The 25,494-nt window shown below is 68.8% G+C and carries 21 protein-coding genes and 4 tRNA genes; 7 read left to right on the top strand and 18 right to left on the bottom strand.

What is annotated here, in order from left to right; genetic code table 11:
- Positions 1-166 precede the first annotated feature (166 nt).
- Complete coding sequence (locus tag JGU66_17760; protein MBJ6762618.1) at positions 167-2,455, top strand: zinc-dependent metalloprotease; 2,289 nt, start codon at positions 167-169, stop codon at positions 2,453-2,455.
- 60 nt (positions 2,456-2,515) lie between these two features.
- Here the strand turns inward: JGU66_17760 and JGU66_17765 are convergent, their stop codons facing one another.
- Positions 2,516-4,210 (bottom strand): amidase, encoded by a 1,695-nt coding sequence (locus JGU66_17765; protein ID MBJ6762619.1) that lies wholly within the window; start codon positions 4,208-4,210, stop codon positions 2,516-2,518.
- Between the two features lie 98 nt (positions 4,211-4,308).
- Here JGU66_17765 and JGU66_17770 point away from each other — a divergent pair, with 98 nt between their 5' ends.
- On the top strand, positions 4,309-5,373 hold the full coding sequence (locus tag JGU66_17770; protein ID MBJ6762620.1) for a patatin-like phospholipase family protein: 1,065 nt from the start codon (positions 4,309-4,311) through the stop codon (positions 5,371-5,373).
- A 9-nt stretch (positions 5,374-5,382) separates the two neighbouring features.
- Here JGU66_17770 and JGU66_17775 read toward each other — a convergent pair whose 3' ends face one another.
- The 7 genes from JGU66_17775 to murJ all read right to left on the bottom strand — a co-directional run bounded on the left by JGU66_17775 (position 5,383) and on the right by murJ (position 12,403).
- Positions 5,383-7,770, bottom strand: a complete 2,388-nt coding sequence (locus JGU66_17775) for a cation:proton antiporter (protein ID MBJ6762621.1) — start codon at positions 7,768-7,770, stop codon at positions 5,383-5,385.
- 149 nt (positions 7,771-7,919) lie between these two features.
- A tRNA-Met gene (locus JGU66_17780) sits at positions 7,920-7,993 on the bottom strand.
- Between the two features lie 75 nt (positions 7,994-8,068).
- Positions 8,069-8,142 (bottom strand) — tRNA-Met (locus JGU66_17785).
- A 75-nt stretch (positions 8,143-8,217) separates the two neighbouring features.
- A tRNA-Met gene (locus JGU66_17790) sits at positions 8,218-8,291 on the bottom strand.
- Between the two features lie 75 nt (positions 8,292-8,366).
- Positions 8,367-8,440: transfer RNA gene (locus tag JGU66_17795), tRNA-Met, on the bottom strand.
- A gap of 99 nt (positions 8,441-8,539) precedes the next feature.
- A complete protein-coding gene (locus JGU66_17800) occupies positions 8,540-10,561 on the bottom strand; it encodes a S1 RNA-binding domain-containing protein (protein MBJ6762622.1) in 2,022 nt (673 codons plus the stop codon).
- A gap of 225 nt (positions 10,562-10,786) precedes the next feature.
- Positions 10,787-12,403, bottom strand: coding sequence for a murein biosynthesis integral membrane protein MurJ (gene murJ, locus JGU66_17805; GenBank protein MBJ6762623.1), 1,617 nt, complete (start codon positions 12,401-12,403; stop codon positions 10,787-10,789).
- A gap of 198 nt (positions 12,404-12,601) precedes the next feature.
- Between murJ and JGU66_17810 the strand changes: the two genes are divergently transcribed.
- The 5 genes from JGU66_17810 (at position 12,602) to JGU66_17830 (ending at position 17,944) form a co-directional block, all read left to right on the top strand.
- Positions 12,602-13,060: a ferritin gene (locus JGU66_17810; GenBank protein ID MBJ6762624.1), complete on the top strand. Its 459-nt coding sequence runs from the start codon at positions 12,602-12,604 to the stop codon at positions 13,058-13,060.
- Positions 13,061-13,110: 50 nt separating this feature from the next.
- On the top strand, positions 13,111-13,977 hold the full coding sequence (locus JGU66_17815) for a bacteriocin family protein (protein ID MBJ6762625.1): 867 nt from the start codon (positions 13,111-13,113) through the stop codon (positions 13,975-13,977).
- An 11-nt stretch (positions 13,978-13,988) separates the two neighbouring features.
- A complete protein-coding gene (locus tag JGU66_17820) occupies positions 13,989-15,410 on the top strand; it encodes a sigma-54-dependent Fis family transcriptional regulator (protein MBJ6762626.1) in 1,422 nt (473 codons plus the stop codon).
- A 98-nt stretch (positions 15,411-15,508) separates the two neighbouring features.
- Positions 15,509-16,573, top strand: coding sequence for a peptidoglycan DD-metalloendopeptidase family protein (locus JGU66_17825; GenBank protein MBJ6762627.1), 1,065 nt, complete (start codon positions 15,509-15,511; stop codon positions 16,571-16,573).
- A gap of 75 nt (positions 16,574-16,648) precedes the next feature.
- A complete protein-coding gene (locus JGU66_17830) occupies positions 16,649-17,944 on the top strand; it encodes a hypothetical protein (GenBank protein MBJ6762628.1) in 1,296 nt (431 codons plus the stop codon).
- 43 nt (positions 17,945-17,987) lie between these two features.
- On the opposite strand, the gene rsmI is transcribed toward JGU66_17830, so the two are convergent.
- The 10 genes from rsmI to ndk all read right to left on the bottom strand — a co-directional run bounded on the left by rsmI (position 17,988) and on the right by ndk (position 25,467).
- The gene (gene rsmI, locus JGU66_17835; protein MBJ6762629.1) at positions 17,988-18,821 is read right to left on the bottom strand and encodes a 16S rRNA (cytidine(1402)-2'-O)-methyltransferase; all 834 of its coding nucleotides are present in this window, start codon (positions 18,819-18,821) and stop codon (positions 17,988-17,990) included.
- A gap of 10 nt (positions 18,822-18,831) precedes the next feature.
- The gene (locus JGU66_17840; GenBank protein ID MBJ6762630.1) at positions 18,832-19,215 is read right to left on the bottom strand and encodes a YraN family protein; all 384 of its coding nucleotides are present in this window, start codon (positions 19,213-19,215) and stop codon (positions 18,832-18,834) included.
- A 46-nt stretch (positions 19,216-19,261) separates the two neighbouring features.
- On the bottom strand, positions 19,262-21,160 hold the full coding sequence (locus JGU66_17845; protein MBJ6762631.1) for a chromosome segregation protein SMC: 1,899 nt from the start codon (positions 21,158-21,160) through the stop codon (positions 19,262-19,264).
- Between the two features lie 109 nt (positions 21,161-21,269).
- The gene (gene rplS / locus JGU66_17850; protein MBJ6762632.1) at positions 21,270-21,659 is read right to left on the bottom strand and encodes a 50S ribosomal protein L19; all 390 of its coding nucleotides are present in this window, start codon (positions 21,657-21,659) and stop codon (positions 21,270-21,272) included.
- A 118-nt stretch (positions 21,660-21,777) separates the two neighbouring features.
- A complete protein-coding gene (gene trmD / locus JGU66_17855) occupies positions 21,778-22,515 on the bottom strand; it encodes a tRNA (guanosine(37)-N1)-methyltransferase TrmD (GenBank protein MBJ6762633.1) in 738 nt (245 codons plus the stop codon).
- Entirely contained in the window at positions 22,512-23,051 is a 540-nt protein-coding gene (rimM, locus tag JGU66_17860; GenBank protein MBJ6762634.1) for a 16S rRNA processing protein RimM, read from the bottom strand. Before rimM ends, trmD begins: the two co-directional genes overlap by 4 nt.
- Entirely contained in the window at positions 23,048-23,335 is a 288-nt protein-coding gene (locus JGU66_17865) for a KH domain-containing protein (protein MBJ6762635.1), read from the bottom strand. Before JGU66_17865 ends, rimM begins: the two co-directional genes overlap by 4 nt.
- A gap of 23 nt (positions 23,336-23,358) precedes the next feature.
- A complete protein-coding gene (locus tag JGU66_17870; GenBank protein MBJ6762636.1) occupies positions 23,359-23,619 on the bottom strand; it encodes a 30S ribosomal protein S16 in 261 nt (86 codons plus the stop codon).
- Between the two features lie 88 nt (positions 23,620-23,707).
- Positions 23,708-24,835 (bottom strand): 23S rRNA (adenine(2503)-C(2))-methyltransferase RlmN, encoded by a 1,128-nt coding sequence (gene rlmN, locus JGU66_17875; protein ID MBJ6762637.1) that lies wholly within the window; start codon positions 24,833-24,835, stop codon positions 23,708-23,710.
- A gap of 194 nt (positions 24,836-25,029) precedes the next feature.
- The gene (gene ndk / locus JGU66_17880; protein ID MBJ6762638.1) at positions 25,030-25,467 is read right to left on the bottom strand and encodes a nucleoside-diphosphate kinase; all 438 of its coding nucleotides are present in this window, start codon (positions 25,465-25,467) and stop codon (positions 25,030-25,032) included.
- Positions 25,468-25,494 lie beyond the last annotated feature (27 nt).

Here is a 25,494-nt window from a genome sequence, read left to right on the forward strand (position 1 = left end):
TCTTCCGAGCGCGGCGGTTCGTTGCGATTTGATGATGACTTGTGTCCGGAAAATCCATCAATCATTGCATACGCAACTGAGTTGCCTGTTTCCCGGATACTTCGGTTGCGCAGGGCGTCCACGCCGGACGTCCGCCGCACACCCGAGTGTGACTCTGGAGGCAGACATGACGAGGTGGCATCTCCCGCTACGGCGTTCCCTGGGCGCCGTGACCCTGGCCGCGAGCCTCGTGGCGGGTTGCAGTGGCCCTGAGCAGACCCCGGCGGCACCCGCTCCCGAGACTCCCACCGCGGAGCTGAACGTCGCCCTGGACGAGGCGTTCGTCGCCATTCCGCGCACGGTGAGCACGGAGCAGCAGCAGGTGGTCCAGCAGAAGCTGGATGGCGCGGTGGAGGACTCGGGGCAAAGCTTCTACATCGCCATTCGCAAGAGCGAGCTGGCGCAGAAGTGGTTCCTGTCCGCGTTCCTCAAGCAGAACTTCCCCGGTGGCGTGAGCTACTCCGCGGCGTCCTCGCTGGGCACCCGCGTGGTGAGCTTCAAGGTGCAGAACGGGAAGCTCTTCGTCTTCGACGTGGATGACCGCAAGGCGAACAGCGACGTGTTCGATCCGCAGGTGCTCGTCGAGGCCTATCCGGTCGTCACGAACTACGACGCGTTCAACCGCACGCGCGGCTCGGATCAGTACGTGCTGTTCGATCCCACCGCGGGCCTCAACCACTTCGGGGTGGTGGGCGATCAGTTCGGCGAGTACGCGCAGCGCTTCCAGGTGGAGCTGAGCTTCGCGCAGCGCTTCCGTCGCATCGCGGACGGCGTCACCTTCGAGCAGGTCTTCACGGGCTACTCGGACACGCCGGACCCGGGCTCGGGCGACCTCCTGGAGAAGAACCAGTTCCGCACGTCCGGAACGCTGGGCATCGGCCTGCGCAAGTACGCCGAGGGCTCGGGCTACACGCCCACCGAGCTGCCGCCCCAGGAGTACTTCTTCCGCAGCGAGCCGCGCATCATCCCGAACACGGGGGCAATCACCCAGACGGCCGCCAAGTGGAACGTGCACCCGGGCATGAAGCCCATCAAGTGGTACATCACGGACAACATCAAGGCCGTCCAGGCCGACCCGCGCTACGCCAACTACGACGTGGTGGCCGCGGTGAAGCGCGGCATCGAGAACTGGAACGCGGTGTTCGGCTACAAGGTCTTCGAGGCTGTCGTGGCCGACAGCTCGCTGGGCTTCGCGGATGACGACAAGAACGTCCTCATCTTCGATCCGGATGACTCCGTGGGCTTCGCGTTCGCCAACTGGCGCACCAACCCCAACACCGGCGAGATCCGCGGCGCCAGCGTGTACTTCAACACGCTGTGGCTCGAGTACGCGGACTCCGAGCTGGGCGGCGGCGCGAGCGCCACGGCCAAGACCACCGCCAAGACGCAGCGCCCCACGCGCCTGACGTGGGCGGGCATGAAGTCCGACTCGCTCTGCGAGCTGGCGGCGCCGCAGTTCCGCCCGGACACCCGCGGCCGCGCTCCCGCCGAGAAGGCCGGGACGGCTTCCGCCGCGGCCACCGCGCTGACCAAGAAGCAGATCGTCGAGAACTACGTGACGCACGTGGTGCTCCACGAGGTCGGCCACACGCTCGGCCTGCGCCACAACTTCGCGGGCTCGCTCGCGTTCGACGGCTCGCCGAGCACGCCGCGCTCCAGCTCGGTGATGGAGTACATCTACGATCCGGACGCGGTCTACGTCAGCACGCCCGGCCCGTATGACGTGCAGGCCATCCGCCTGCTGTACGGCCTGTCCTCGGACCTGCCCACGTACCCGTTCTGCACCGACGAGGACACCGAGCTGGATCCGTACTGCCTCCCGTACGATCGCTACGACGACCCGCTCACCTACTGGGTCGGCCCGTATCACCAGCTCGTGCTCGACCTCATCCTCACGGGCAGCGCGTCGTACTCCGAGCTGGCGCGCGCCTTCGACTACTACGGCAACCGCGAGTTCGGCTTCATCCGCGCCGGAGACGCGGGCACGCAGGCCTACGCCTACGACATCGCCATGGCGCAGGTCCGTCCGCCGCTGGCCGTTCCGGACGACATCCCGGGCTACGGCGCGCGCGCCGACTTCCTCGCCACGCGCATCCTGTCCCGCCTGTACCTGGATCCGGCCGCCGCGCGCGGCAGCTTCGTCAACAATCCGGCCAACACGCAGCCGCTGACGTCCATGGTCATCGCCGACCTGAGCGGCATCGTGCTCAACGTGGACGGCATCCGCAGCCCGGCCTCGCGCCGCACGGCGGTGGACATCCTGAAGACGCACCAGTCGCTGGCCGCCTACTCGGCCCTTCGCACCGCGAAGGACACCCTGGTGGCCCGGCTGCCCACGCTGAGCGGTGACGAGCTGCTGCGCACCGAGGACCTGCTGGCCCGCATCAACGCGGCCATCTCGCCCTACTACCGCTGAGTCATCCTCCGAGCGGGCCGGAGTCCCTGGCCCGCTCGGAACCCTCGGGCGGAAGGCGCCTCACGCTCCGCCCGGGGGCCGCAGCTCCGCCGTCGGCACGAACGCAGGCGGCCGGCGATGATGCGTGGCCTGCTCGAAGGCATACGCCAGCCGCAACAAGGTCGGCTCGCTCCAGGTCCGACCGAAGAACGAGATGCCCACGGGCAGCCCTTGCACGTAGCCCGCCGGCACGGTGATGGACGGGTAGCCCGCCACCGCCGCCAGCGTCGAGCTGCCGCCGAGCCAGTGGTCTCCCATCACCAGGTCGATGAGCCCCGGTGGACCCTGCGTCGGCGCGACGAGCGCGTCCAGCTTGTGCTTCGCCATGACCTCGTCGATGCCACGCTCGCGCGACAGGCTCCGGCACGTCTCCAGCGCCTTGCGATAGGCCTTGTCCGTCAGCGGCCCCTTCGCCTGCGCTTGGATCAGCAATTCCTGTCCGAAGTACGCCAGCTCCTGATCCGCATGCGCCGAGTTGAAGCGGATGAGGTCCGCCAGCGTGCGCACGGACGACGCGGCGCCCAGGCCCGACAGATAGGTCTCCAGGTCCGCCTTGAACTCGTACAGCAGGACCACTTGCTCGGGCTCGTCCAGCTTCGCCAGCGTGGGCAGTGACACCGGATCCACCAGCACCGCGCCGCGCGAGGCCATCAGCGACAGCGCCTCTTCCACCAGTCGGTCCGTCGCGGGGTGATAGCCAAACAGCCGCTCGCGCGGCACGCCGATGCGCGCCCCCTTGAGGCCATCGCCATCGAGGAAGCGCGTGTAATCCGCCGCGAGGTGTCCCTGTGCGGCGGCGGTGGTCGGGTCTCGCGGATCCACTCCCGCCAACACCCCCAGCAGCGCCGCGGCGTCCGCCACCGTGCGCGCCATCGGGCCGGCCGTGTCCTGGGTATGCGACAGCGGGATGATGCCCGAGCGGCTCACGAGCCCCACCGTCGGCTTGATCCCCACCAGCGAGCACGCGGCGGCGGGCGAGACGATGGAGCCGTCCGTCTCCGTCCCCACCGACACCGCGCACAGGTTCGCGGCGGTGGCCACGCCCGAGCCCGAGCTGGATCCCGAGGGCGTGCGATCCAACGCATACGGATTGCGGCACTGCCCTCCCCGTCCACTCCAACCACTGGTCGAGCGCGTGGAGCGGAAGTTGGCCCACTCGCTCAGGTTCGTCTTGCCGAGGATGACCGCGCCCGCCGTGCGCAGTCGCTCCACGAGGAAGGCATCGCGCGTCGGCACCGCGCCCACGAGCGCGAGCGAGCCCGCCGTGGTCTGCAGCTTGTCCGCCGTGCCGATGTTGTCCTTCAGCAGGACGGGGACGCCGTGCAAGGGGCCACGCGCGCCCTGGAGCTTGCGCTCGGAGTCCAACGCGGTGGCCAGCGCCAGGGCCTCGGGGTTCAGCTCGATGACGGAGTTGAGGGGCAGCTCTCCGGAACGGTCCAGCTCCTTGATGCGCGCCAGGTACAGCTCGGTCAGCGACTGCGCGGTCTGCTTGCCCGCCTGCATGGCGCGCTGGAGGTCCACCAGCGTGGCCTCCTCCAGCTCGAACGGGCGCCGAGTTCGTTGCGACCCGCTCTCCGACGCGGCGGCCCGCCGGAAGGTCGGCTCCTTCGCGTCGACTTCGCCCGCGACGAGGGCGCTCGCGGCCACCGCCCCGCCCAGGAAGGTTCGACGGCTGAGTGTGCGGGCCTCGACATCCGACGAGCTGGGCTTCTTCATGGGATGCAAGGGACTACAGCAGCGCGGGTCGGGCATCGCAAGGCGCGGCCCGTCAGTCAGGCTCCGTCGCCCACCGGCTGCTAGCGTGCCGCGCCGCGATGAGCACGAGCCTGACCCTCCTGGCTGGCCCCGACGCGCTGCGCCTGATTCGCGAGCGCGGCCTGCGCGCCGATGACGTGGACGTCGTTCCGGGCGCATCGGGAGGACCGAAGTGGCTGGTGCTCGCCGGCCTCGACCGCGTCCTCTTTGGTGAGTTCTTCCGCGCGCCACGCTCGCGCCCGCTCCACCTCCTGGGCAGCTCGATTGGGAGCTGGCGGCTGGCGTGCCTGGCGAATCGAGACCCCGTCGCCGCGTTGGACCGCTTCGCGTCGGCCTATGTCGCCCAGCGCTATCCGCCCAAGCCGCCCCCGACCCTGGTGAGCGAGACGAGCGCGGCCATCCTCGAGAAGCTCCTGGGTGACACCGGCGTGGAGGACATCCTCACGCACGCGTGGGCACGCCTCCACGTGGTGACCGCGCGCTGCCGAGGGTGGATGGCCCTGGAGAATCCCACCCTTCAGGCGCTCGGCTTCGGCGTGGGAGCGCTGGGCAATCTGATCAGCCGCCGCACGCTCGGCCTGCATCTGGAGCGCGTCCTCTTCCACACGGGCGGGGACACCTCTCCCTTCGCGGCGCTGAAGGACCTGCCCACCGCGCACCATCCGCTCACGCGCGAGAACTTGCGCCCCGCCCTGCTCGCCTCGGGCTCCATCCCCATGGTCCTGAGCGGTGTGCAGGACATTCCGGGCGGACCTCCAGGGATGTACCGGGATGGCGGCGTCATCGACTACCACCTCGACGTCGACTACGGCGCGGGCGAGGGGCTCGTGCTGTATCCGCACTTCTATCCCCACGTGGTGCCTGGCTGGTTCGACAAGTCCCTGCCCTGGCGGCGCGCGAGCCCCTTGAACTTCCGGCGCGCCCTGATCATCGCGCCGTCGCCCGCGCACCTGGCGCGGCTCCCGGGCCGCCGCATTCCCGACCGCGACGACTTCGTGAAGCGCTCCGACGCCGAGCGCACGCAGGCCTGGAATCAAGTGCTCGACGAGGGCCGCAGAATGGGTGACGAGCTGCGCGAGCTGCTTGCGACCGGCCGCATCGCGGACCACCTCCAGCCGCTGTAGCGCCACGCCTCAGAGCGTCACCTGGTCGACGTAGCACCAACCCCAGTCCTCTCCCGGCTCCACGGAGCGGATGAGCGGATGCAAGGTGTCCTGGTGGTGCTTCGTCGCGTGCCGGTTCTTCGAGTCGTCACAGCACCCCACGTGCCCGCACGTCAGGCACAGCCGCAGATGGACCCAGCGGTCATGAAGCCGCAGGCATTCCTCGCAGCCTCGCGTGCCCGGACGCACCGGATGAATCTGCGCGAGATGCGAGCACGGCGGCGCCCCCGGATGGGGCTCGAACACGATGGTGGCCTCGGTGTCGATCCAGTCCGCCACTTGAGGAGGTCGCGAGTCCGCGTTCGCGGGCGGCTCGACTGACGCGTCTCCAGAAATCGGAGCGCGGAACAACGACGCGCCCCGAGCGAACGCCTCCGCGTCCCCCACGAGCGTCACGTCGTCTCCGACCTCCAATCGGAGAGATTCCGCCACGCCGTGCAGCTTCATGCCCTCGCGCTGCACCTCCACCACGCGCAAGGCATGGGTCTTCTCCAGGTCCAGCTCCGCCACGGTGCGCCCCGCCACGGGCGCCCCCGCGCGCACCGTGACCTCGCGCGAGTCCAGACAGTCCTCGCCCAGCGAGCACACCACCACGGGCCTCGCATCACCCGAGGGCTCGCGCAGCGCCGCATAGCCCGCGCGGCGGACCGCGGCCTCGTGGGCATCGATCTCCTCGGCGGGCAGGCGGTAGTCGCGCAGCACCGCGACCAACATGCTGACGATGCTCTCCATCTCCTCGGTGATGACGATGTCCGCTCCCGCCTCGGTCAACGGCGCCACGTCCGCGACGGAGCGCGCGCGCAGCACCACGCGCATGGTCGGATTCACCGTCCGAGCCACCGCCACCGCACGACGGGCCATGGAGATTTCATCATCCGCGACGACGAGCACCTTGGCCTTCTGCGCGCCCACGAGCAGCAGCGTGCGCTGGCGGGCGTAGTCGCCGCGCAGCACGGGCATGTCCTCGGACTCCGCCTCCGCCGCGCCCGAGGGACTCAGGGTGGTGATGACGAAGGGAATGCCCGAGCCGCGCAGCACGCGCACGAGTCGCCGAGCCCCATCGCCATAGCCCGCGACGATGACATGGTTCTCCAGCGCCCCGAATCGCTCGCTCGCGGCTTCGTCGTTCGCGCCCTCCTCGCCGGCCGCGACCTCCGCCGCGCGCTCCTGGCGGCGCACCACCATCCGCCCGGCGAGCCAGCCCCCCAGCCACGAGACCAGCGGCGTGAGCACCATCAACATCACCGTGGCGGCGATGAAGGCCTGCGAGCCGTCGGGCACGCCCGCGAAGAAGAGCCCCTGTGCCCGACCCGAACGCTCCAGGACGAAAGAGAACTCGCCGATCTGCGCCAGGGCCAGGGCGCTCGCCACCGCCACCGGAGGACGAAAACCGAGCGCCAGCACGCTCGCGCCCGTGGTCAGCACCTTGAGCAGGAGGATGGCCACGATGGATGCGCCCACCACCGGCAGGTGCGTGAACAGGAAGTGCACGTCCAGCAGCAGCCCCACCGACACGAAGAACGTCGCGCTGAAGAGAATCTGCAGCGGGAGGATCTCCCCGAAGGCGTGCTCGCTGAAGCGGCTCTCGCTCACCACCAGCCCCGCCAGGAACGCGCCCAGGGACAGGCTCACCCCCGCGAGGCTGGTGAGGTAGGCCGTGCCGAAGCACACGGCGATGAGCGTGAGCAGGAACAGCTCGGGCGAACAGGTGCGGGCCACCGACTCCAGCAGCGGTGGCATCAACCGGCGTGCCGCCACCAGCACCGCGACGATGATGGCCAGGGCCTTGGCCAAGGCCCACACGAGCGCCCAGCCTGAGCCCCCCTTCCCCGTGAGCATCGGCACCACGAGGACCATCACCACCACCGCGAGGTCCTGGAAGATGAGCAGCCCCAGCGATACCTGCCCTGGCTGCGTGGACGTCTCGCCGCGGTCGCCCAGGAGCTTCAGCACGATGGCGGTCGAGGACAGCGCCACGAGGAAGCCAGTGAACACTCCGGCGCGCCAGTCCACGCCGAACGAGGCCAGCAGCAGCCACGTCGCCGCCGTGGCCAGCCCCACCTGAAGTCCGCCGCCGCCGAAGATGAGCTTCTGGAGGCGCGCCAGCTTCTCCAGGCTGAACTCGATGCCGATGCTGAACAGCAGCAGGATGACGCCCACCTCGGCTGCCGCGCTCACCAGCTCCAGGTCCTGCACCAGCCCCAGACCGTGGGGCCCGATGACGACGCCCGCGAGCAGAAACCCGACGATGGGCACCAGGCGAAAGCGGTGGCCCACGTACGCCATCACCGCGCCCGCGACGATGATCGCGACCACTTCCGGAAAGAACGGCGGCGCGGCGGAGGCAAACAGGAACATGGAGCCTCACAGCAGACCCCACGCATTCCTTCAGCGCATCCGCGCGAAAACCCTCACGTGCGCCTGAAAACACAATCGTGGCGCGGCCCTGCGCACCAAAAACAAAACCCCGTCCTCCAGGTTCGGAGGACGGGGCCTTGTTTTACGAGTTGCGGGGGCAGGATTTGAACCTGCGACCTTCGGGTTATGAGCCCGACGAGCTACCAGGCTGCTCCACCCCGCGGCACCATCTGTCTTGTATGTCTTTCAACAACTGAGGCCCGATCCTGCATTCAAAATCGGGCCTCAGCTTACTGAGTTGCGGGGGCAGGATTTGAACCTGCGACCTTCGGGTTATGAGCCCGACGAGCTACCAGGCTGCTCCACCCCGCGGCACCATCTGTCTTGTATGTCTTTCAACAACTGAGGCCCGATCCTGCATTCAAAATCGGGCCTCAGCTTACTGAGTTGCGGGGGCAGGATTTGAACCTGCGACCTTCGGGTTATGAGCCCGACGAGCTACCAGGCTGCTCCACCCCGCGGCACCATCTGTCTTGTATGTCTTTCAACAACTGAGGCCCGATCCTGCATTCAAAATCGGGCCTCAGCTTACTGAGTTGCGGGGGCAGGATTTGAACCTGCGACCTTCGGGTTATGAGCCCGACGAGCTACCAGGCTGCTCCACCCCGCGGCGAAGTGAGAGGGTTAGTACCTCCCACACCCTGGACCGTCAACACCTTTTTCGGCACCCCTTCATGTATCGGCAAGGGGCGCCGAAAAAGAGTCACCACTACTTCCGCATCTTGCTGAGCAGATCCGCGAAGGTGCCGAAGCCCTTCTTGCCAGCGCCCTGCGGCTGCTGCGTCTTCTGCCACGCCTCGACCTCGGCGCGCTCCTCGGCGCGCTGCGCGGCCGGGATGGAGAGGCGGATCTTGCCCGAGGCGTCGATCTCCAGGATGGCGACCTTCACCTCCTGGCCCAGCGAGAAGTGCTTGCGCAGATCCGTGCCGCGATCCGTGCCCGTCTCACTCGCGGGGATGAGCCCCTTGCCGCCCGGGAACGCGAGGAACACACCGTACTGCTCGATGCGATCCACCTTGCCCACGACGACCTGACCCGGCTGGGGACGCGGCGCGGCGGGGGCCGCGGGCGCGGCGGCAGCGGCGGCCTGAGCCGGACGCTCCTCGGGAGGACGCGACGCCTCCTCCTCCGTGATGCGGCGCAGGCCGATGCGCTTGTCGTTCGGGTCGATCTTCTCGATCACCACCCAGACGACCTCGCCCTCCTTCACCACGTCGCGCGGGTGCGCGATGCGGCGGTCGCTCAGCGCGGAGATGTGCACCAGGCCATCCACGCCCGGACGCAGCTCCACGAAGGCACCGAACGGCTGGAGCCGGACGACCTTGCCCTGCAGGCGGTCGCCCTCCTTCAGCTCGGTGAGGGCCTTCTTGAACGGATCCTCCTGACGGGCGCGCAGCGAGAGCGTGATGCGCTCCTTCTGCTTCGACTTGTCCGGAGAGTTCGGCTGGGCGGCCTCCATGCGGAGGATCTCCACCTCGACCTCGTCGCCCTGCTTGACGACCTCGCTCGGGTGGCCGACGCGCTGGTAGGACAGCTCGGAGACGGGGATCATCCCCTCCACGCCGCCCAGGTCCACGAACACGCCGAAGTCCCGGACGCCCGAGACCTTGCCCTTGACGACCTTGCCGTCCGCCAGGTTCTTGCGCGTCTCGGTGGCCAGGCGGCGCTGCTCGTCCTCGAGCAGCGAGCGGCGCGACAGCACCACGTTGCGGTCACGAACCTCGGTGACGCGGAACTGGAGCTTCTCGCCGATGAACTGATCCGGCTTCTCCACGAAGCGGATGTCCAGCTGGCTGATGGGGCAGAACGCGCGCACGTCGCCGATGGCGACCTCGACGCCGCCCTTGTTGACGGCCAGGACCATGCCTTCCACCGGCATGCCCGAGGCGCGCGCCTCGGCCAGCATCGCCATGGAGGCGTTGCCCTTGGCCAGCGCCCGGCTCAGCAGGATGCCGCGCGCGCCCATCTCCACGACGTGCGCCTCGATGCGGTCACCCACGCCGAAGCGCAGGATGCCCTCGTCGTCCTTGAGCTCGCGCAGCTCGATCATCGCCTCGCTCTTGGCCGAGCCATCGAGCGACACGAACGCGGTGTCCGCGCCGAGCTGGAAGATGGTGCCCGCGACCTTCTCGCCCACCCGAACCGAGCGACGACCGGGAGCGCCTCCGTCCTTCACCTGCGCCTCGAACATGTCGGCGAAGGACTCGGACTCGGCGACCTCCTCGTACAGCGCGCTCGAGGGCGCCGGAGTCGGAGCCACCGGACGCGGCGCCGGCGCCGGAGCGGCCGCGGAAGCCTCCGCCGTGGCGGTGGTCTCCTCGGCGGTCGCGGTCGCATCGGCCGGCTTGTCACCCGCCGGGCCACGCGTCTCGATGACGCCCGAGGCGCGCTTCACGACGACCATGGGCCCCTGCGGACGGCGCTGACCTGCGTCGCCTCCTCCGGGGCCACGCTGCTGGCCACCGCGGTCGTTGCCACCGCGCGGACGGCGGTCATCCCGCGCCGACGCGGCAGCATCACCCTGGGGACGAGGCTGTGCGTCGCGCTCGCCGCCACGGCCCGGTCCGCGATTGTCCCGGCCCTCTCCCCGGCCGCCGCCACGCCCACCGCGCTCGTCGCTCCGGCCGCCCGAGGGAATTCCGAGCATCACGTCGCCGAAGGTGGCCTTGGGCTTCTTCGGACCGAAGCCACCAGGACCACCCGAATTTCCGCCGCTCTTCTCGTCGCTCACTGCCGAGACCTTCCGTAGACGATGTCGACCCAGACTTCCGGTGAAGTCCAAGTCCCATGAAAAAGGCGGCGCACTCTACACGCGCGCCACCTTTAGAGGAAGATCGATACGCACACGCCGAGCGCACCGATGCTCCCGGGACAACTTACACGTCGGGAACAATCATCCCGTTGCGCCTCAAACCTTTGCCCGGAAGCCCGCCTGGGCCCCGAGCGACGAGGCGCGTCAGCGAGCGATTCCGAGCCGGCGCCCCACCTTGCGGAACACGGCGCCCGCCTCGGGGACGCCCAGGGCGGCCGCGAGTGCGAAGTACACGGCCCCAAAGGGAATCGCCACGGCGAGCAGCGACAGGACGGGGTTCAGGTGCGGCGGAACGAGCAGGTGCCCCCCCCACTCCGCTGTCACCCCGGGCATGGGTCCCAGCCACCGGGCCAGCCCCAGCTTGATGCCGAGTCCGACGAGGCCGGCCACGCCCGCCGCCAGCCACAGCCGGGGCAGCAGTCCCGCCGGCAGGCCCACGGGCCCCAGGCGCTGCACGAGCTTGCGGCGCAGGAGGGTGGTCTCCAACCAGGCCACGATGCCGCTCGACAGGGTGAGAAATGCGGCCCCCAGCTCCCGGGGCACACCGAGCCAGTCGGGCAACCACAGCGCCAACACGTACGCCTTCGCCGTGCCCAGCGCCACGCGCAGCACGGCGTAGCGCAGGGGCGTCTTCGGGTCCTTCAGGGCATAGAAGGCGGAGGCGTACAGGCGCCCCACCGTGGAAGCCACGAGCCCGACGGCCGCGCCCATGAGCAGGTACCAGAGGTAGCGGGAGTCCGCCGCGTCGAAACGCCCCGTCTGCAGCAGCGCCGCGCTCACCAGGTCGCCCACGAAGAGGAACGCCGCGGCCGAGGGCACCACCCAGAAGGCGATGCGCCGCGCGCCCCCATCGATGCGCGTCCGCAACTTCACGTGGGCATCCGCGTCTCCTTCTCCCGTGGCCCGCGCCATCTCGGGAAGCTCGGCGGCCGAGACCGCCATGCCGAAGAGGCTCACCGGGATGAGGTAGACGGTCTGCGCGTACAGCAGGGAAGACAGGGCGCGGCTGGAGATGAGCGACGCGAAGGCGGTGTCCACCCAGGCGCTGAACTGCACCACGCCGCGGCCCAACACCACGGGGCCGAAGTTGCGCAGCACCTGTCGCACGGACGCGTTCGCCAGCGACAGCGCCGGGCGGAAGCGCCCCAGCAGGCGCAGCACCGTGGGGAGCTGCACGGCGAACTGGAAGAAGCTGCCCACGCCCACGCTGTAGGCGAGGATCTCCGCCAGCTTCTCCTCGCCGTAGCGGCCACCCGCCCCGAGCAGCGTGGCGATCATCACCACGTTCCACACCACGGGGGCCAGATACGAGAGCAGGAAGCGCCGGTGGCTGTTCAGGATTCCAAGACACCAGGCGCTCAGTACGAGGAGCCCCGTGCCCGGGAAGATGATGCGCACCAGCCGGATGGCCAGCTCACGCTCTTCCCCATGAAAGCCCGGGGCGATGATCTCCACGAACATCGGCGTGGCGAGCATGCCCATCGCCACCGTCAGGCCCGTCACCAGCGCGAGCAGGCCGAACACCGCGCCCGCCACCCGGTCCGCTTCCTCCGCGTCCTTCTTGCCCAACAGCTGGGCATAGACGGGGATGAAGGAGCCGGACAGCACGCCCTCACCAAAGAGGTTCTGCAGGAAGTTGGGGATGCGCAGCGCGGCCTTGAAGACGGCGGCCGCGGCGGCGTTGCCCAGGTAGTGGGCGAACACGCGCTCGCGCACGAGCCCCATGAGGCGCGAGGCCAGGATGCCGATGGCGACGAGCATGGCCCCCCGTCCGCTCCCTCGCTCCGGGGGGGCCTGGGTGGCGACGGCGGGCTTCGGCGGCTCGGCGGGCGATGCGGGTGCTGGGGCGGTCACGCGGGCGCGGACTCTAGCGCCGTGTCCAGCGCCATGAAGCAGGAAACCCACCGAGCCCTCTTTCACTTGACGGTGCCCCCAACGGATTGCGAGGGTCGCGCCCCCATGGCCGGAAACTCCGACACCGAGCGGTCTGACGTGGCGCGCATCCGCGCCGTGCTGGCGCGCGAGCTGGAGACCATCAACGAGTACGAGGCGTTCGCGGAGGCCTCGACCAATCCGGAAGTCCGCGCCTTCTTCCTGCACCTGGCGGCCGAGGAGAAGGAGCACGTCTTCGAGGCCACCCACATGCTGCGCATGCTGGATGCCGGACAGGACGCGCACTTCACGCACCCCATCGCGCCCGGGCACTTCCAGCAGGCCATCGCGGGAGGAAAGGCCGCGGCGTCCGCGCCGCCTCCCTCGCCCTCCACGGCCGCGCCCCATGGCCGCACGCCTCCCGAGCCGCTGACTCCCCTGCCCCCCCACCGCCTCATCTACGGCATGCCGGCCCCGCCCCCTTCCGAGGGCAGCCATCCGCTGACCGTGGGTCCCCTGCGCCGAGGCGGCGGCGGTGGACGCTGAGCCTCTTTCGATTCTCCTCCCGTTTGTTGCCGTCGTGACGGAGCCTTCCGATGCCTGACTTTCTTGGACATGCCGAGAACCCGCTGCGCGAAGAGGAGTGGGCGCGCCTGAACGAGACGGTGATCCAGGTCGCCCGCCGCTCGCTCGTCGGCCGCCGCATCCTGGACATCTACGGTCCGCTCGGCGCGGGCGTGCAGACGGTGCCCTACGATGAGTACCAGGGCGTGTCCCCCGGCGCCGTGGACATCGTCGGGGAGCAGGAGACCGCGATGGTCTTCACCGACGCGCGCAAGTTCAAGACCATCCCCATCATCTACAAGGATTTCCTGCTGCACTGGCGGGACATCGAGGCGGCGCGCTCGCACAACATGCCGCTGGACGTGTCCGCCGCCGCGGGTGCCGCCGCGCTGTGCGCTCAGCAGGAGGACGAGCTCATCTTCTACGGCGACACCAAGCTCGGCTACGAGGGCTTGATGACGGCCGTGGGCCGACTCTCGGTCTCGCTCGGAGATTGGACCGCCGCGGGTGGCGGCTTCCAGGCCATCGTCGAGGCCACGCGCAAGCTCAACGAGCACGGCCACTACGGCCCCTACGCCGTGGTGCTGTCGCCGCGCCTGTACTCGCAGCTGCACCGCATCTACGAGAAGTCGGGCGTGCTGGAGATCGAGACCATCCGGCAGCTCGCCTCGGATGGCATCTTCCAGTCCAACCGCCTGCGCGGTGACTCGGGCGTGGTGGTGTCCACCGGCCGCGAGAACATGGACCTCGCGGTGGCCATGGACATGGTCACCGCCTACCTGGGCGCCAGCAAGATGAACCACCCGTTCCGGGTCCTGGAGTCGCTGCTGTTGCGCATCAAACACCCGGACGCCATCTGCACCATCGAGGGCACTCCCTCGGCCCCGCGCCAGTCGTAGGCCCCGCGTCCATGGCCAAGGTCCTGGTAATCGACGACGAGGCCAACCTGCGCAAGGTGCTGGCCGCGCTGCTGCGCCGGGACGGCTTCGACGTCACCGTCGCCGAGAACGGCGAGCAAGGGCTCGCCGAGTTCCACAAGAACGGCGCGGACATCGTGGTGACGGACCTGGTGATGCCCAAGGTGGGCGGCATGGAGGTCCTCGCCTCCGTGCGCGCGGCCAACTCGGACGTGCCCGTCATCATCATCACCGCGCACGGCACGGTGGACTCCGCGGTGGAGGCCATCAAGGCCGGTGCGTTCGACTACATCACCAAGCCGTTCGATCAGGCCGAGCTGTCCTCCGTCGTGGCCAAGGCCGCCAAGACGAACGAGAGCGCCAAGCGCTCGGTGCGCCCGGACCACAAGGCGCGCGCGGCCATCATCGGCGAGTCCCCGACCATCCAGGACGTCTACAAGATCATCGACAAGGTCGCGGACACGCCCTCGACGGTGCTGATCACCGGAGAGAGCGGCACGGGCAAGGAGCTCATCGCCACCGCGCTGCACGGCGCCTCCAGCCGGCGCGACAAGCCCTTCATCAAGATCAACTGCGCGGCCATCCCCGCCACGCTGCTGGAGAGCGAGCTGTTCGGCTACGAGAAGGGCGCCTTCACCGGGGCGGTCACCTCCAAGCCGGGCCGCTTCGAGCTGGCCGACGAAGGCACCCTCTTCCTGGACGAGATCGGCGAGATCCCCGTCGAGATGCAGGTGAAGCTCCTGCGCGCGCTCCAGGAGGGCGAGTTCGAGCGCGTGGGCGGTATCAAGACGACGCGCGTGGATGTGCGCCTGGTCGCGGCCACCAACCGGGACCTGCAGGCGGAGATTGAAGCGGGACGCTTCCGCAAGGACCTGTACTACCGCCTGGCGGTGGTCCCCATCGTGTTGCCCGCGCTGCGTGAGCGCCGGAGCGACATCCCCATGCTCGCCCAGCATTTCGTCGACAAGTACAACCGGCGCCTCAACAAGAAGATCGAGGGCATCGCGGACGACGCGCTGGCCCTGCTGCAGACCTACGCGTGGCCCGGCAACATCCGCGAGTTGGAGAACCTCATCGAGCGCGTGCTGCTCTTCGCGGATGGTCCCCTCATCACCGCGAAGGACCTGCCCGAGCCCGTGCGACAGGGCACGAGCATGACCGCGGGCGCGGGCACGTCCTCCTCGGCCACGCTCGAGGTCCCCACGGGCGAAGTGGGCCTCAAGGACATCGTCCGGATGAAGGCGGCCGAGTTGGAGCGCGACCTCATCGTGAAGAAGCTCGATGAGACGGGCGGCAACGTGACGCGGGCCGCGCGCCTGCTGCAGATCAGCCGCAAGTCGCTCCAGACGAAGATGAAGGAGTTTGGCCTCCGCGACCCGTCGCCGGAAGGCCAGGACGAGGGGCCGGACGAGTAACCCCTCGCTGTTCCCCACCCACGACCGCGGGCCGAAATATCGCCGGAATGCCGGCGGTTTCGGGCCCGCGTACCCATTGCCACCCTCCGGGAGCCTGCATGCGGCCGAACCTTCCCACCCTCGGTGCCCCACCGAAGCGCAACCCCTTCGGACCGGTGGTCGCCGTCTCCGTCATCCTCGGCGCGGCCGCGGGAGGCGTGTGGTGGTGGAAGCAGCGCATGGCGCAGGCCACGCAGGAGGTCAGCGCGGAGGCGCAGGCCGCTCCGCCCGATGCCGGCACCCCGGCGCCCCAGCAAGCGACCGCCGCCGCGGCCCCCACCGGCGCGACGCCCACCGCGACGCCGGAGACCCCGGCGAAGGCCGCGGGCCTGGAGCACGCCTCCATGCGCATCAACGGTCCGCTGGAGACCGCGTTCGTCCAGGCCGCCGGCTCGGACGTGGGCCCCGCGCTGTCCCAGGTCGTCACCCGCACGCTGGTGTGGTGGGTGCGCGTCCCGGGCGAGGTGCTCCGGGGTGACACGCTCGACGTCATCTACCAGCGCCGCGACGGCGAGGAGCCGCTCGTGTACGCGGTCCGGTTCGTCAGCGCGAAGACGGGCCAGACGCACCGGGCCTATCGCTTCCAGCCCGAGGGCGAGGCCAACGCCCGCTACTACCTGCCCACGGGCGAGGAGCTGGAGCTGCGGCTCGAGCACTCCCCCATCGACACGTATGAGCAGGTGACGTCGCTGCTGCGCGACGGCCGCGGACACAAGGGCGTGGACTTCCGCGCCCCGGTGGGCACGCCCGTCAAGGCGCCGTTCGCCGGCGTCATCAAGCGCAAGAACTGGAACTGGGGCAGCAACGGCAACTCACTGGAGCTGGTCGAGTCCGGCGGCAAGGCGCGCCGCGCCCTCTTCCTGCACCTGTCCGAGCTGCCCAAGAGCCTCCAGGCCGGGGCGCGCTTCAACGTGGGCCAGGTGCTGGCCCACAGCGGCAACACGGGCCACTCCTTCGCGCCCCACCTGCACTACCAGCTCATGACGCAGGATGACCGCGTACTGGACCCCTTCGATCAGCACAAGACCTACCGTGGCGCACTTAAGGCGACGCAGAAGTCCGCCTTTGAACAGGAGGTCCGCCGGCTCGATGGACTCCTGGGGACCCCGGTCGCGGGCAAGTAAACGCCATCTGATTCTTGACACCCCTCCGAGGGCACGGCTAGCTGACAGCCCTGGCCATTTGTCGTCGGAGGTCGGATGCACAGGCTTCGCGCCGTTCTCGCCGCGCTGACGCTCAGCGCGCCGTTGGCCGCCAGCGCGGCGGATATCACGCGGATCGCGTCCTCGTTCGAGGATGACGATCCGTTCGATCTCTTCATCGACGTGGGGTTCGAGCGGACACAAACCCGCGCAAAGCTCGTCCGGGAGCAGGCTCCGTCGGTCGACGGCGGCCACCTCCAGGAGAGCAACGAGCTCTGGTACAAGGGCGTGGACTCGCGCCTGAACCTGCGGCTGGCCTTCGGCCTCTACCGCGACCTTGAGTTCTCCTTCGCGGTCCCCATCGTCTTCCAGCAGAACGAGCGCTGGGACTTCGTCAGCGGCACCACGCTGGCCAACTCCACCATCACCAACAACTGCATCAACGCGGACGGCTCGACCATTCCGGGCTGCCTCGCGGACCCGGCCGGGCTGGGGCATCCCCTGTTCGGCGTGCCGCAGGAGAGCTTCCGCGGCGGCCTGGGCAACATGCACTTCGGCATGGCCTACGCCTTCTTCAACCAGGAGAAGGACGACACCAAGCCCACGTGGATCATCGGCCTGGACTGGGAAGCCCCCACCGCGAAGCAGCGCGACCCGAGCGTGGACACCACGGATCCGGACAACCGCGGCAACGTGGGCGACCGGGTGCACAAGTACCAGATCTACACGTCGTTCTCGCGGCGCATGGGCATCGCGGACCCGTACTTCCGCGCCTCGTACACCATCCCGGTGCGCGGCCCGAAGTTCTACTCCAACTGCGATCAGCGCGACGCCTCGCCCCCCAACCTGGGCGCGCCAGAGAACTGCCTCACGGGCCCATGGGATCGCAGGGAGACGGGCATCAAGTCCCCCACGCAGGCCAGCATGCTCTTCGGCGTGGAGCTGGTGCCCTTCCAGAACGACAAAAAGTTCCAGAAGTTCGCCTTCGACCTGCGCGCCATCGGCAACTACGTGGGCAAGGGCCGCTACTACAACGAGCTGTCTTCGGCGCTGCGCAAGCTGCTGACGTCGGAGGACTACTTCCAGGTCGGTGGGCTCGTGGGTGTCTCGGCGCGCGCCGCCGAGGCCTTCAGCATCCGCGCCTCGGGGACGTTCCTCTACAACTCGGACCACCTGCTGACGTCCGAGACCATTGGCAAGGACGAGGACAGCAGCGGCAACGTCAACGTGGCGGCGAACCCCTCCGAGGTGAATCCGAACTTCGACTGGCGCTACGACGTGGCCGGCCGTCGCTTCCGCGCCACGGAGAGCACCACGTTCCGCTTCGACCTCTCGGCCAGCTTCAGCTTCTGACCGAGGGCCTCGGCCCTGGGGCACGCGTGCCCTGGGGCTTGTCTTAACGCTGCTTCAGTCCCAGGCCGAGCCGGTACACTTCCTGACCGGCCCAGCCCGCGCGGCGAGCCAGCTCGGTGCTCAGCGCCTTGAGCTTCTCGCCCCGGCTCAGCCCCTCTTGGAGGGCACGCTGAATCTCCTCCTCGGACCAGCGCCGCTCACCAGTGCGTCCTTCCACCAGGACCACGACTTCGCCCCGAGCCTCTTCGGCGGCATAGCGCGCGGCCAGCTCCGACAGCGGCGCTCGAACGAACTCCTCATGGAGCTTGGTCAGCTCGCGGGCCACGCAGGCCCGCCGCTCGCCCCAGGCCGCGTGGAGATCCACGAGCGTCTCGCCCAATCGACGGGGTGACTCATAGAGAACCAGCGTGGCGGACAGCGGAGCGACTTCCTCCAGCATCGCGTGGCGCTCAGGTCCCTTCCGAGGCAGGAAGCCCAGGAAGTGGAACCGCCCCGTGGGCAGGCCAGACGCACTCAGCGCGGCCACCAGCGCCGTGGCACCAGGAACCGGCACCACCGTCACCCCGCGCTCCAGGGCCTCGGCGACCAGCTTCTCCCCGGGGTCGCTGATGCCAGGGCTCCCGGCGTCGGTGATGAGGGCGCAGTCCTCGCCCTCCACGATGCGCTCCAGGATGCGCCCGGCCCGCTGGCCCTCGGCGAAGGCAGGCAGGCTCACCAGGTCCTTGCCCCCAATCCCAAAGTGGTCGAGCAACACCCGCGAGTGCCGCGTGTCCTCGCAAGCGAGGAAGCGCGCCGAGCGCAGCGTCTCCAGCGCCCGCGAGGTGATGTCCCCCAGGTTTCCGATGGGAGTGGCGACGAGATAGAGCGTTCCAGCCATGGGGCGTTCCTCACATACCGGCGTCGAAGGCGCCAGGAATGTGTTCCACCGTGGCGTGCGCGCCGCGCCCCACCACGGAGATGACGTCGAAGCGCACCATGCGCTCGCGCACGTCATACTTGAAGAGGTAGTGCATCGCCGCCTTCACCACGCGGCGCTGCTTGGCGAACGACACCGTGTCCACGGGCTCGCCGCACGCGGTGGAGGAGCGCATGCGCACCTCGACGAAGCACACGAACTCGTCGCGCTCGGCCACCACATCCAGCTCACCGTAGCGACATGTCCAGTTGCGGGCCCGCACGCGCCACCCCTGTGCCTCCAGGAAGCGCACCGCGCTGTCTTCCGCCGTACTCCCCCACCCGCGCCGCTCTCCCGGCGCCGCCGCCCGTCCCATCCCACACACTCCCCGAAGGCGTCTCGCGCGGACCGCCTCGCACCGCCTAGACGTTAACGGTGCCGTCCGACATCTGCGCGAAGCCGGGGTGCGCGGTGACGTGAAGCACCTGGGTCAGCGTGCCGAGGTGCTTGAGCATGCGCGCCACCAGCGGCAGCTTCGCCTCCTCCACGCCCGTCAGTACATCCTCGAGCAGGAACGGCTGCTTCACGCGGGCGCTCGCCTTCTCGACGACGGTCATGCGCAGAGCCAGGTAGTAGAGGTCCAGGTCGCGCGGCGGCAACTCGCCCACGGGGGTGCGCTTGCCAGGGGCCAGCGCGAAGGCGCGGCCCTCTTTGTCCCACTCGACGCCCTGGTAGCGGCGATCCGTCAGCGCCGTGAGGTACTGAACGCAGCGGTCGCGCAGCAGCGCCTGCGTGGCCAGGATGTCCAGCGTCAGCAGGTCCGCAGCCTGCGCGAGCACCGCGGGGGATGGATCTTCCAGCGGCTCGGCGGGAGTGCCCCCGGACTGGGAACCGGGCGCGGCCGCGGCGGGAGGTGCCTTGGCCAGCAAGATCGACTCCTTGATGCGCGCGATCTCCCGCTCCACTTCACGCAGCTCGCGGACGTAGGCGCCCTTCTGGGAGAGCTGACCGTTGAGGCCCTCGAGTTCATCCTTCAGCCCCTGGCGCCGGGCAGATGCGGCGACGAACTCGGGATCCGCCTCCATCTGCTCGAGCTGGACCTGGAGCTCCCCCACGCGAACGCCGAGCAGATCCTTGCGCTCCAGTGCGCCGGGGATGTCGTCGATGTTCTCCAGCCCGAGCGCCTTGAGGGCCATGCGCACCGGCGCGGCCTCGGCCTCGAACTCGTCGTAGATCTTCTTCTCGCGCGAGTCGAAGCGGCCTTCCTTGCTGCCTCGCCGCGTGGACTTCTGGAGGTCGTCCACGTAGCGCAGCGCCATGAGCGCCGCCGTGCCGAAGGCAGGAATGTTGAACAGGGCGAGGTAGCGCCACAGCGGCCCCACCGACAGCCCCAGGCCCACGCTCAACGCGAGGAAGAACACCCCCGCCCCCAACCCCGCCCAGAAGATCCGATTCTGCGTCAGGGGCTCGACGGACGAGGGCACGTCCTGCGCCTCGACCTCGCGATCCGCGTTGAGCTTCATCAACGCGTCGTCGCGCTTCGCCACCGCCTTCGGGTAGCGCTGCACACGCGAGATGATGTCCTGAGGCAGCCCGAGCGTCTCGGGCGCGGGTGCCGCGCGCCACGCCGCCTCCGCGTCCGCGACAGCGACCTTCAGCCCCTCCGTGCTCTTGAGCTTCGAGTCCGCCTCGAAGATGAGCGAGTTCAGCTCGTCGACGCGGAACTGGATCTGATCCACCTCACGCGCACTGACCGCTTCGGTCTCCAGCGCGCGAAGCTTCGCCTCGGCCGCGGGGATGTCCTCGGCGGCCTGCACCGAGGCGGCCTGGGCCAGTGAGGGGAACTTGCCCGTCGTCTTCGGATCCACCTTCGCGGCGGCAGCCGACTTTCGCGGGCGTCGCGAGGGCAACATCGCCAGTTGGAGGCAGTACACCTGCTCGAACGTGCCACGCGGCGGGAGGCCCGCCTGCCCGCGCAGATACTGGCTAATCTCCGCGGCATCCGAAGAGATCAGCTCGGGCTGACCCGCGCCTGCGCCCATGCGATGCAACGTCCCCGAGCCACCCAGCTCGCGAAGCACGCGGTACGTGGCGCCGTCCTGCCCCACGAACGTGAGCGCGGCCTTGCCCGACTTCCCGCCCGGCCCGACGTAGGCCACGTCACCGCCGCGTCCATCGGCGAACAGGAGCGAGATCGTCAGCCCCGCGAATGGCGCCGCCTCCGCGGGTGGCTTGAGGACGAGGTACCCGGTCTTGAGCGGAAAACGCCCCGCTGGAGAGAAGCCCCGGACGTTCTGAACGGCAACCTCGACGAAGTGCATGGCACCCTCAGTCTAGCCTGAACGAAAAAAGGAGCGTCCATCGCTGGACGCTCCTTTTCGCTCGCGGACTCATGCCGCGAAGGGGACGGTCAAGACACCGTCCGGATGCCTACGCGCCCTTGGCGGCCTTGGCGGCGGCCTTCGCGTCCGAGTCCTCCTGGACCGCCACGCGCGACGCCTTGCCCTTCAGGCCGCGGAGGTAGAACAGGCGGTTGCGGTTCACGTCGCCGTGGGTCAGGACCTCGATCTTCTCGTAGCGCGGGCTGTGCAGCGGGAAGATGCGCTCCACGCCGACGCCGAAGGACATCTTGCGCACGGTGAACGTGGCGCGGTGCTGGCCCTTCTTCTTCCGGATGACGACGCCCTCGAACGCCTGAACGCGCTCCTTCTCGCCCTCCTTCACCTTCCAGTGAACGCGAACGGAGTCACCGGTACGGAACGAGGTGACGTCCTGGCGCAGGTACTTGCTTTCAACGTGCTGAATGAGGTCGCGGCGCATAACGGACTCCAGAATACAGAACTTGACGCGTAGGACGCGTGGAAAGAGCGGGCCGTACTAGCAGAGACAAGCGTCTCGGACAAGCCCGCTGATCGGCTCCGGACGAGAACAGACAGCGTTACAGCTCTTCCTCGCGCTTGGCGAGAAGTTTCTGATCCGCGCGGTCCAGCGCCACACGCTCGAACAGCTCGGGGCGACGCTCCCGCGTGAGCATGAGCGCCTTCCACCGGCGCCACCGCGCGATGCGCGCATGGTCGCCCGACTGGAGGGCGGCGGGCACCTCGGCCCCTCGGAACAGCGGCGGGCGCGTGTACTGCGGGTACTCGAGCAGCCCCTCTTCGAAGCTCTCCGACACCGACGAGGCCACGTTGCCGAGGACCCCCGGCACCAGGCGCGCCACCGCGTCCACCACGGCCAGCGCCGCCACTTCGCCACCCGTCAGCACGAAGTCGCCCAGGGACACTTCTCCGTCGAGGAACGGCATCACCCGCTCGTCCACGCCCTCATAGCGGCCACACACGAGGATGAGCCCCTCCGCGTGCGTCGCAAAAGCCTTCGCGGTCGTCTGGTTGAAAACAGGCCCCCGCGGGCTCATCAACAACACCTTGGCGCCCGGCAGCCGCTGTCGCGCCGCCTCGATGGCCGCCACCAGTGGCTCGGGCTTCATCACCATCCCCGCGCCGCCGCCGTAGGGCGCGTCGTCGGTGACGCGGTGCTTGCCCTCCGCGAACTCGCGGATGTCCGTGAGGGTGACGGCGAGCAGACCCTTCTCCTGGGCCTTCCCCAGGATGCTCGCCCCCAGATAGCCCGACACCATGCCCGGAAAGAGGGTGAGGATCTCCACCGGGTAGCTCATGGGTCTCCGCTGGACTCCGAGTCATCCGCGTCCAGGAACCGAGGCGGACGGATGACGATGCGCCGCGCGGCCATGTCCACAGCCGGGACGAACTCGTCCGCGAACGGCACCACCATCTCCTCGGCGCCCGCGGCGCGGATCACCAGGTTCGGCACCTCGCCGGTGGCCCAGATCTCCTCCACCGTCCCCAGCGCCTTGCCAGCCTCGTCCACGGCCGTGAGCCCCACGAGGTCGCCCTGGAAGAACTCGCCCTCCTCGGGCGGCTCCAGGTCCTCGCGGAAGACGAACACGGTGGCGCCCACCAGGGCCTCCGCATCCATCCGGGAAGAGACCCCCACGAGGACGACGAGGTCCTCCTTGGGAGCGGCGCGCAGGGCCTTCACGCGCAGCTCGCGCTCCTCGCCCGAGCGCAGCCGCACGAAGATGCGCTCCACTTCGTCCAGCGTCTGCGACCCGGGGTCGAAGCTGCGGATGGCAACCTCGCCCTTGAGGCCATGCGCACGCGCGACGTATCCAAACTGCAGATGCGGCGTCACGGCGCGTCGCTCGGCGAGGACGGCGCCACGGGCCCACTGGCCGCATTGCGCCGGTCATCCAGGATCTCGAGGCGGACCTTGTGGCCCTGCTTCTGGGCGGCGGCGCCGATCAGCGTCCGGAGGGCGTTCACGGTGCGCCCGTCACGGCCGATGACCTTGCCGACGTCCTCGGGAGCGACCTTCAGCTCGAAGAGCTGTCCGCCGTCCGCCTCGGAGATGCGCAGGCTCACCTGGTCTGGTTGGTCGACCAGGGCCTTCGCTAGATACGTGAGAAGCGGCTCCACGTCTTGTCCAGACGGGTGCGCGCTCAGGCGGTGGTCGCGGGCTTGGCCTTCTTGGCGACCTTGATCAGGTCCGAAACGGTCTCGGAGGGGGTCGCGCCCGTCTTCAGCCAGTAGTTCAGCCGCTCCTCGTTGAACTCCACCTTCGGCGGCGAGATGTTCGGGTCGTACGCACCGACCGCCTCGATGAACTTGCCATCCCGGGGGTTCCGGGAGTCGGTGGCGACCACGTGGTAGTACGGCATCTTCTTGGCGCCCGCGCGGGCAAGACGGAGGACGACGGCCATGGAGAACTCCAACGAACAGGTTACGTCAGACTAAGAGGGGGGCGCTCTTAGCGCCCCTCCTAGCGGATTGTCAAGGAAGCTCGGGTGCTTATGTCACTTGGGGCGCGGCTTCTCCCCGATTGGCGAGCTGACCGCACGCCCCTGCGATGTCCCGACCCCGATTCCGCCGAATATAGGCAGCGACATGCCCCTCGGCGAGGATGGCCCGGAACTCCTCGGCGCGCTGCTCGCCGGTGGTCTGGAAGCCCAGGCCCGGGTTCTCGTTGTACGGGATGAGATTCACCTTCACCGGGATGTCCCGGAGCAGCTCCATCAACCGGTACGCATCCTCGTCCGTGTCGTTGAAGCCCTTGAGCAGCACGTACTCGAAGGTGATGCGCCGGCCCTGGCGCAATGGGAACTTGCGGCAGGCGTCCAGCAGGGCCGCGATGTTCCACTTCCGGTTGACCGGCATGGTCTGGCTGCGCTGCTCGTCCGTGCTCGCATTGAGCGAGATGGCCAGCTTGACGTCGGTCTCCTGGCCAAAGCGTTCAATCATGGGCACCAGGCCCACGGTGGAGACGGTGATGTGCCGGTGGCTGAAGTTGGGCCCGTCCTCGGACTGGAGGATGGAGAGCGCCGTCTTCAGGTTCTCGAAGTTGTGCAGGGGCTCGCCCATGCCCATGAACACCAGGTTGGTGAGCGGGCGGAGCGTCTCCAGGCTCTCGTTGCGGCGCACCTCGCGATTGACCGCGTGCACCTGCGCGACAATCTCGCCGGGCGTGAGGTTGCGCTTGAGCCCCAGCGTGCCCGTCATGCAGAAGGTGCACGCCATGGCGCAGCCCACCTGGGTGGACACGCAGAGCGTCTTACGGTCCTCGGAGGGCATGTAGACGGACTCGATGAAGCGCCCGTCCCGCGTCTTGAAGCGGTACTTGATGGTGCCGTCGATGCTGCGCTGCTCCAGGTCCTTCACCAGCGGGACGATCTCCGCCTGGGCGCGCAGCTTCTCGCGCAGCACCTTGGACAGGTCGGTCATCTCGTCGAAGGACGTGGCGCCGCGCTGGTGCAGCCATCGGTAGAGCTGGGCCGCGCGAAACGCGCGCTCGCCCAGTCGCTCGGTGAGAAAGCGCGTCAGCCCGTCGAGCGAGAGGCTGGCCACATCGACGAGCTTCGCCGGCGCGGGCGCGGCCAGCGGCTCGGTGACAGGGAGGGCAGTGGCAGAGGGCTCGGACATCGTTCAGTCGACTGTAACGGAGGGTACGCGGCAGTCCCTTCCCATACCTGGGCCCGGCAAGTCAAAGCGCCCCCGTCCCCTCCCCTGCCCGGTCAACGCACCGAGGGGAGTGGTTGCCACAACGACAGCGGCCCGGCCCCACGCGTGACGTGGGAACCGGGCCGGAGTCGTCGGCGGCGGAGCGCCGGACGGGACTACTTCGTGTACGTGTAGCTCTGGATCTCGGTCTCGCGGAAGAAGTACGCGATCTCGTTCTTCGCGTTCTCCAGGCTGTCCGAGCCGTGCACCGTGTTCTTGTCGATGCTGGTCGCGAAGTCCTTGCGGATGGTGCCCTCGGCCGCGTTGGCCGGGTTGGTGGCACCCATGATGTCGCGGTTGGCCAGGACGGCGTTCTCGCCCTCCAGCACCATCAGGACCACCGGGCCGGAGATCATGAACTGCACCAGGTCCTTGAAGAAGGGGCGGGCCTTGTGGACCGCGTAGAAGCCCTCGGCCTCCTTCTGGGACAGCTGCTGCAGGCGGATCGCCACCGGCTTGAGGCCCTTGCCCTCGAAGCGGGTGATGATCTTGCCGATGACGCCCTTCTCCAGACCGTCCGGCTTGATGATGGACAGCGTACGCTCGATGGCCATGTCGGTGAGTCCTTGTGTGTTCGCGTG

It is taken from the genome of Myxococcaceae bacterium JPH2 (genome assembly GCA_016458225.1).
GTDB lineage: Bacteria > Myxococcota > Myxococcia > Myxococcales > Myxococcaceae > Citreicoccus.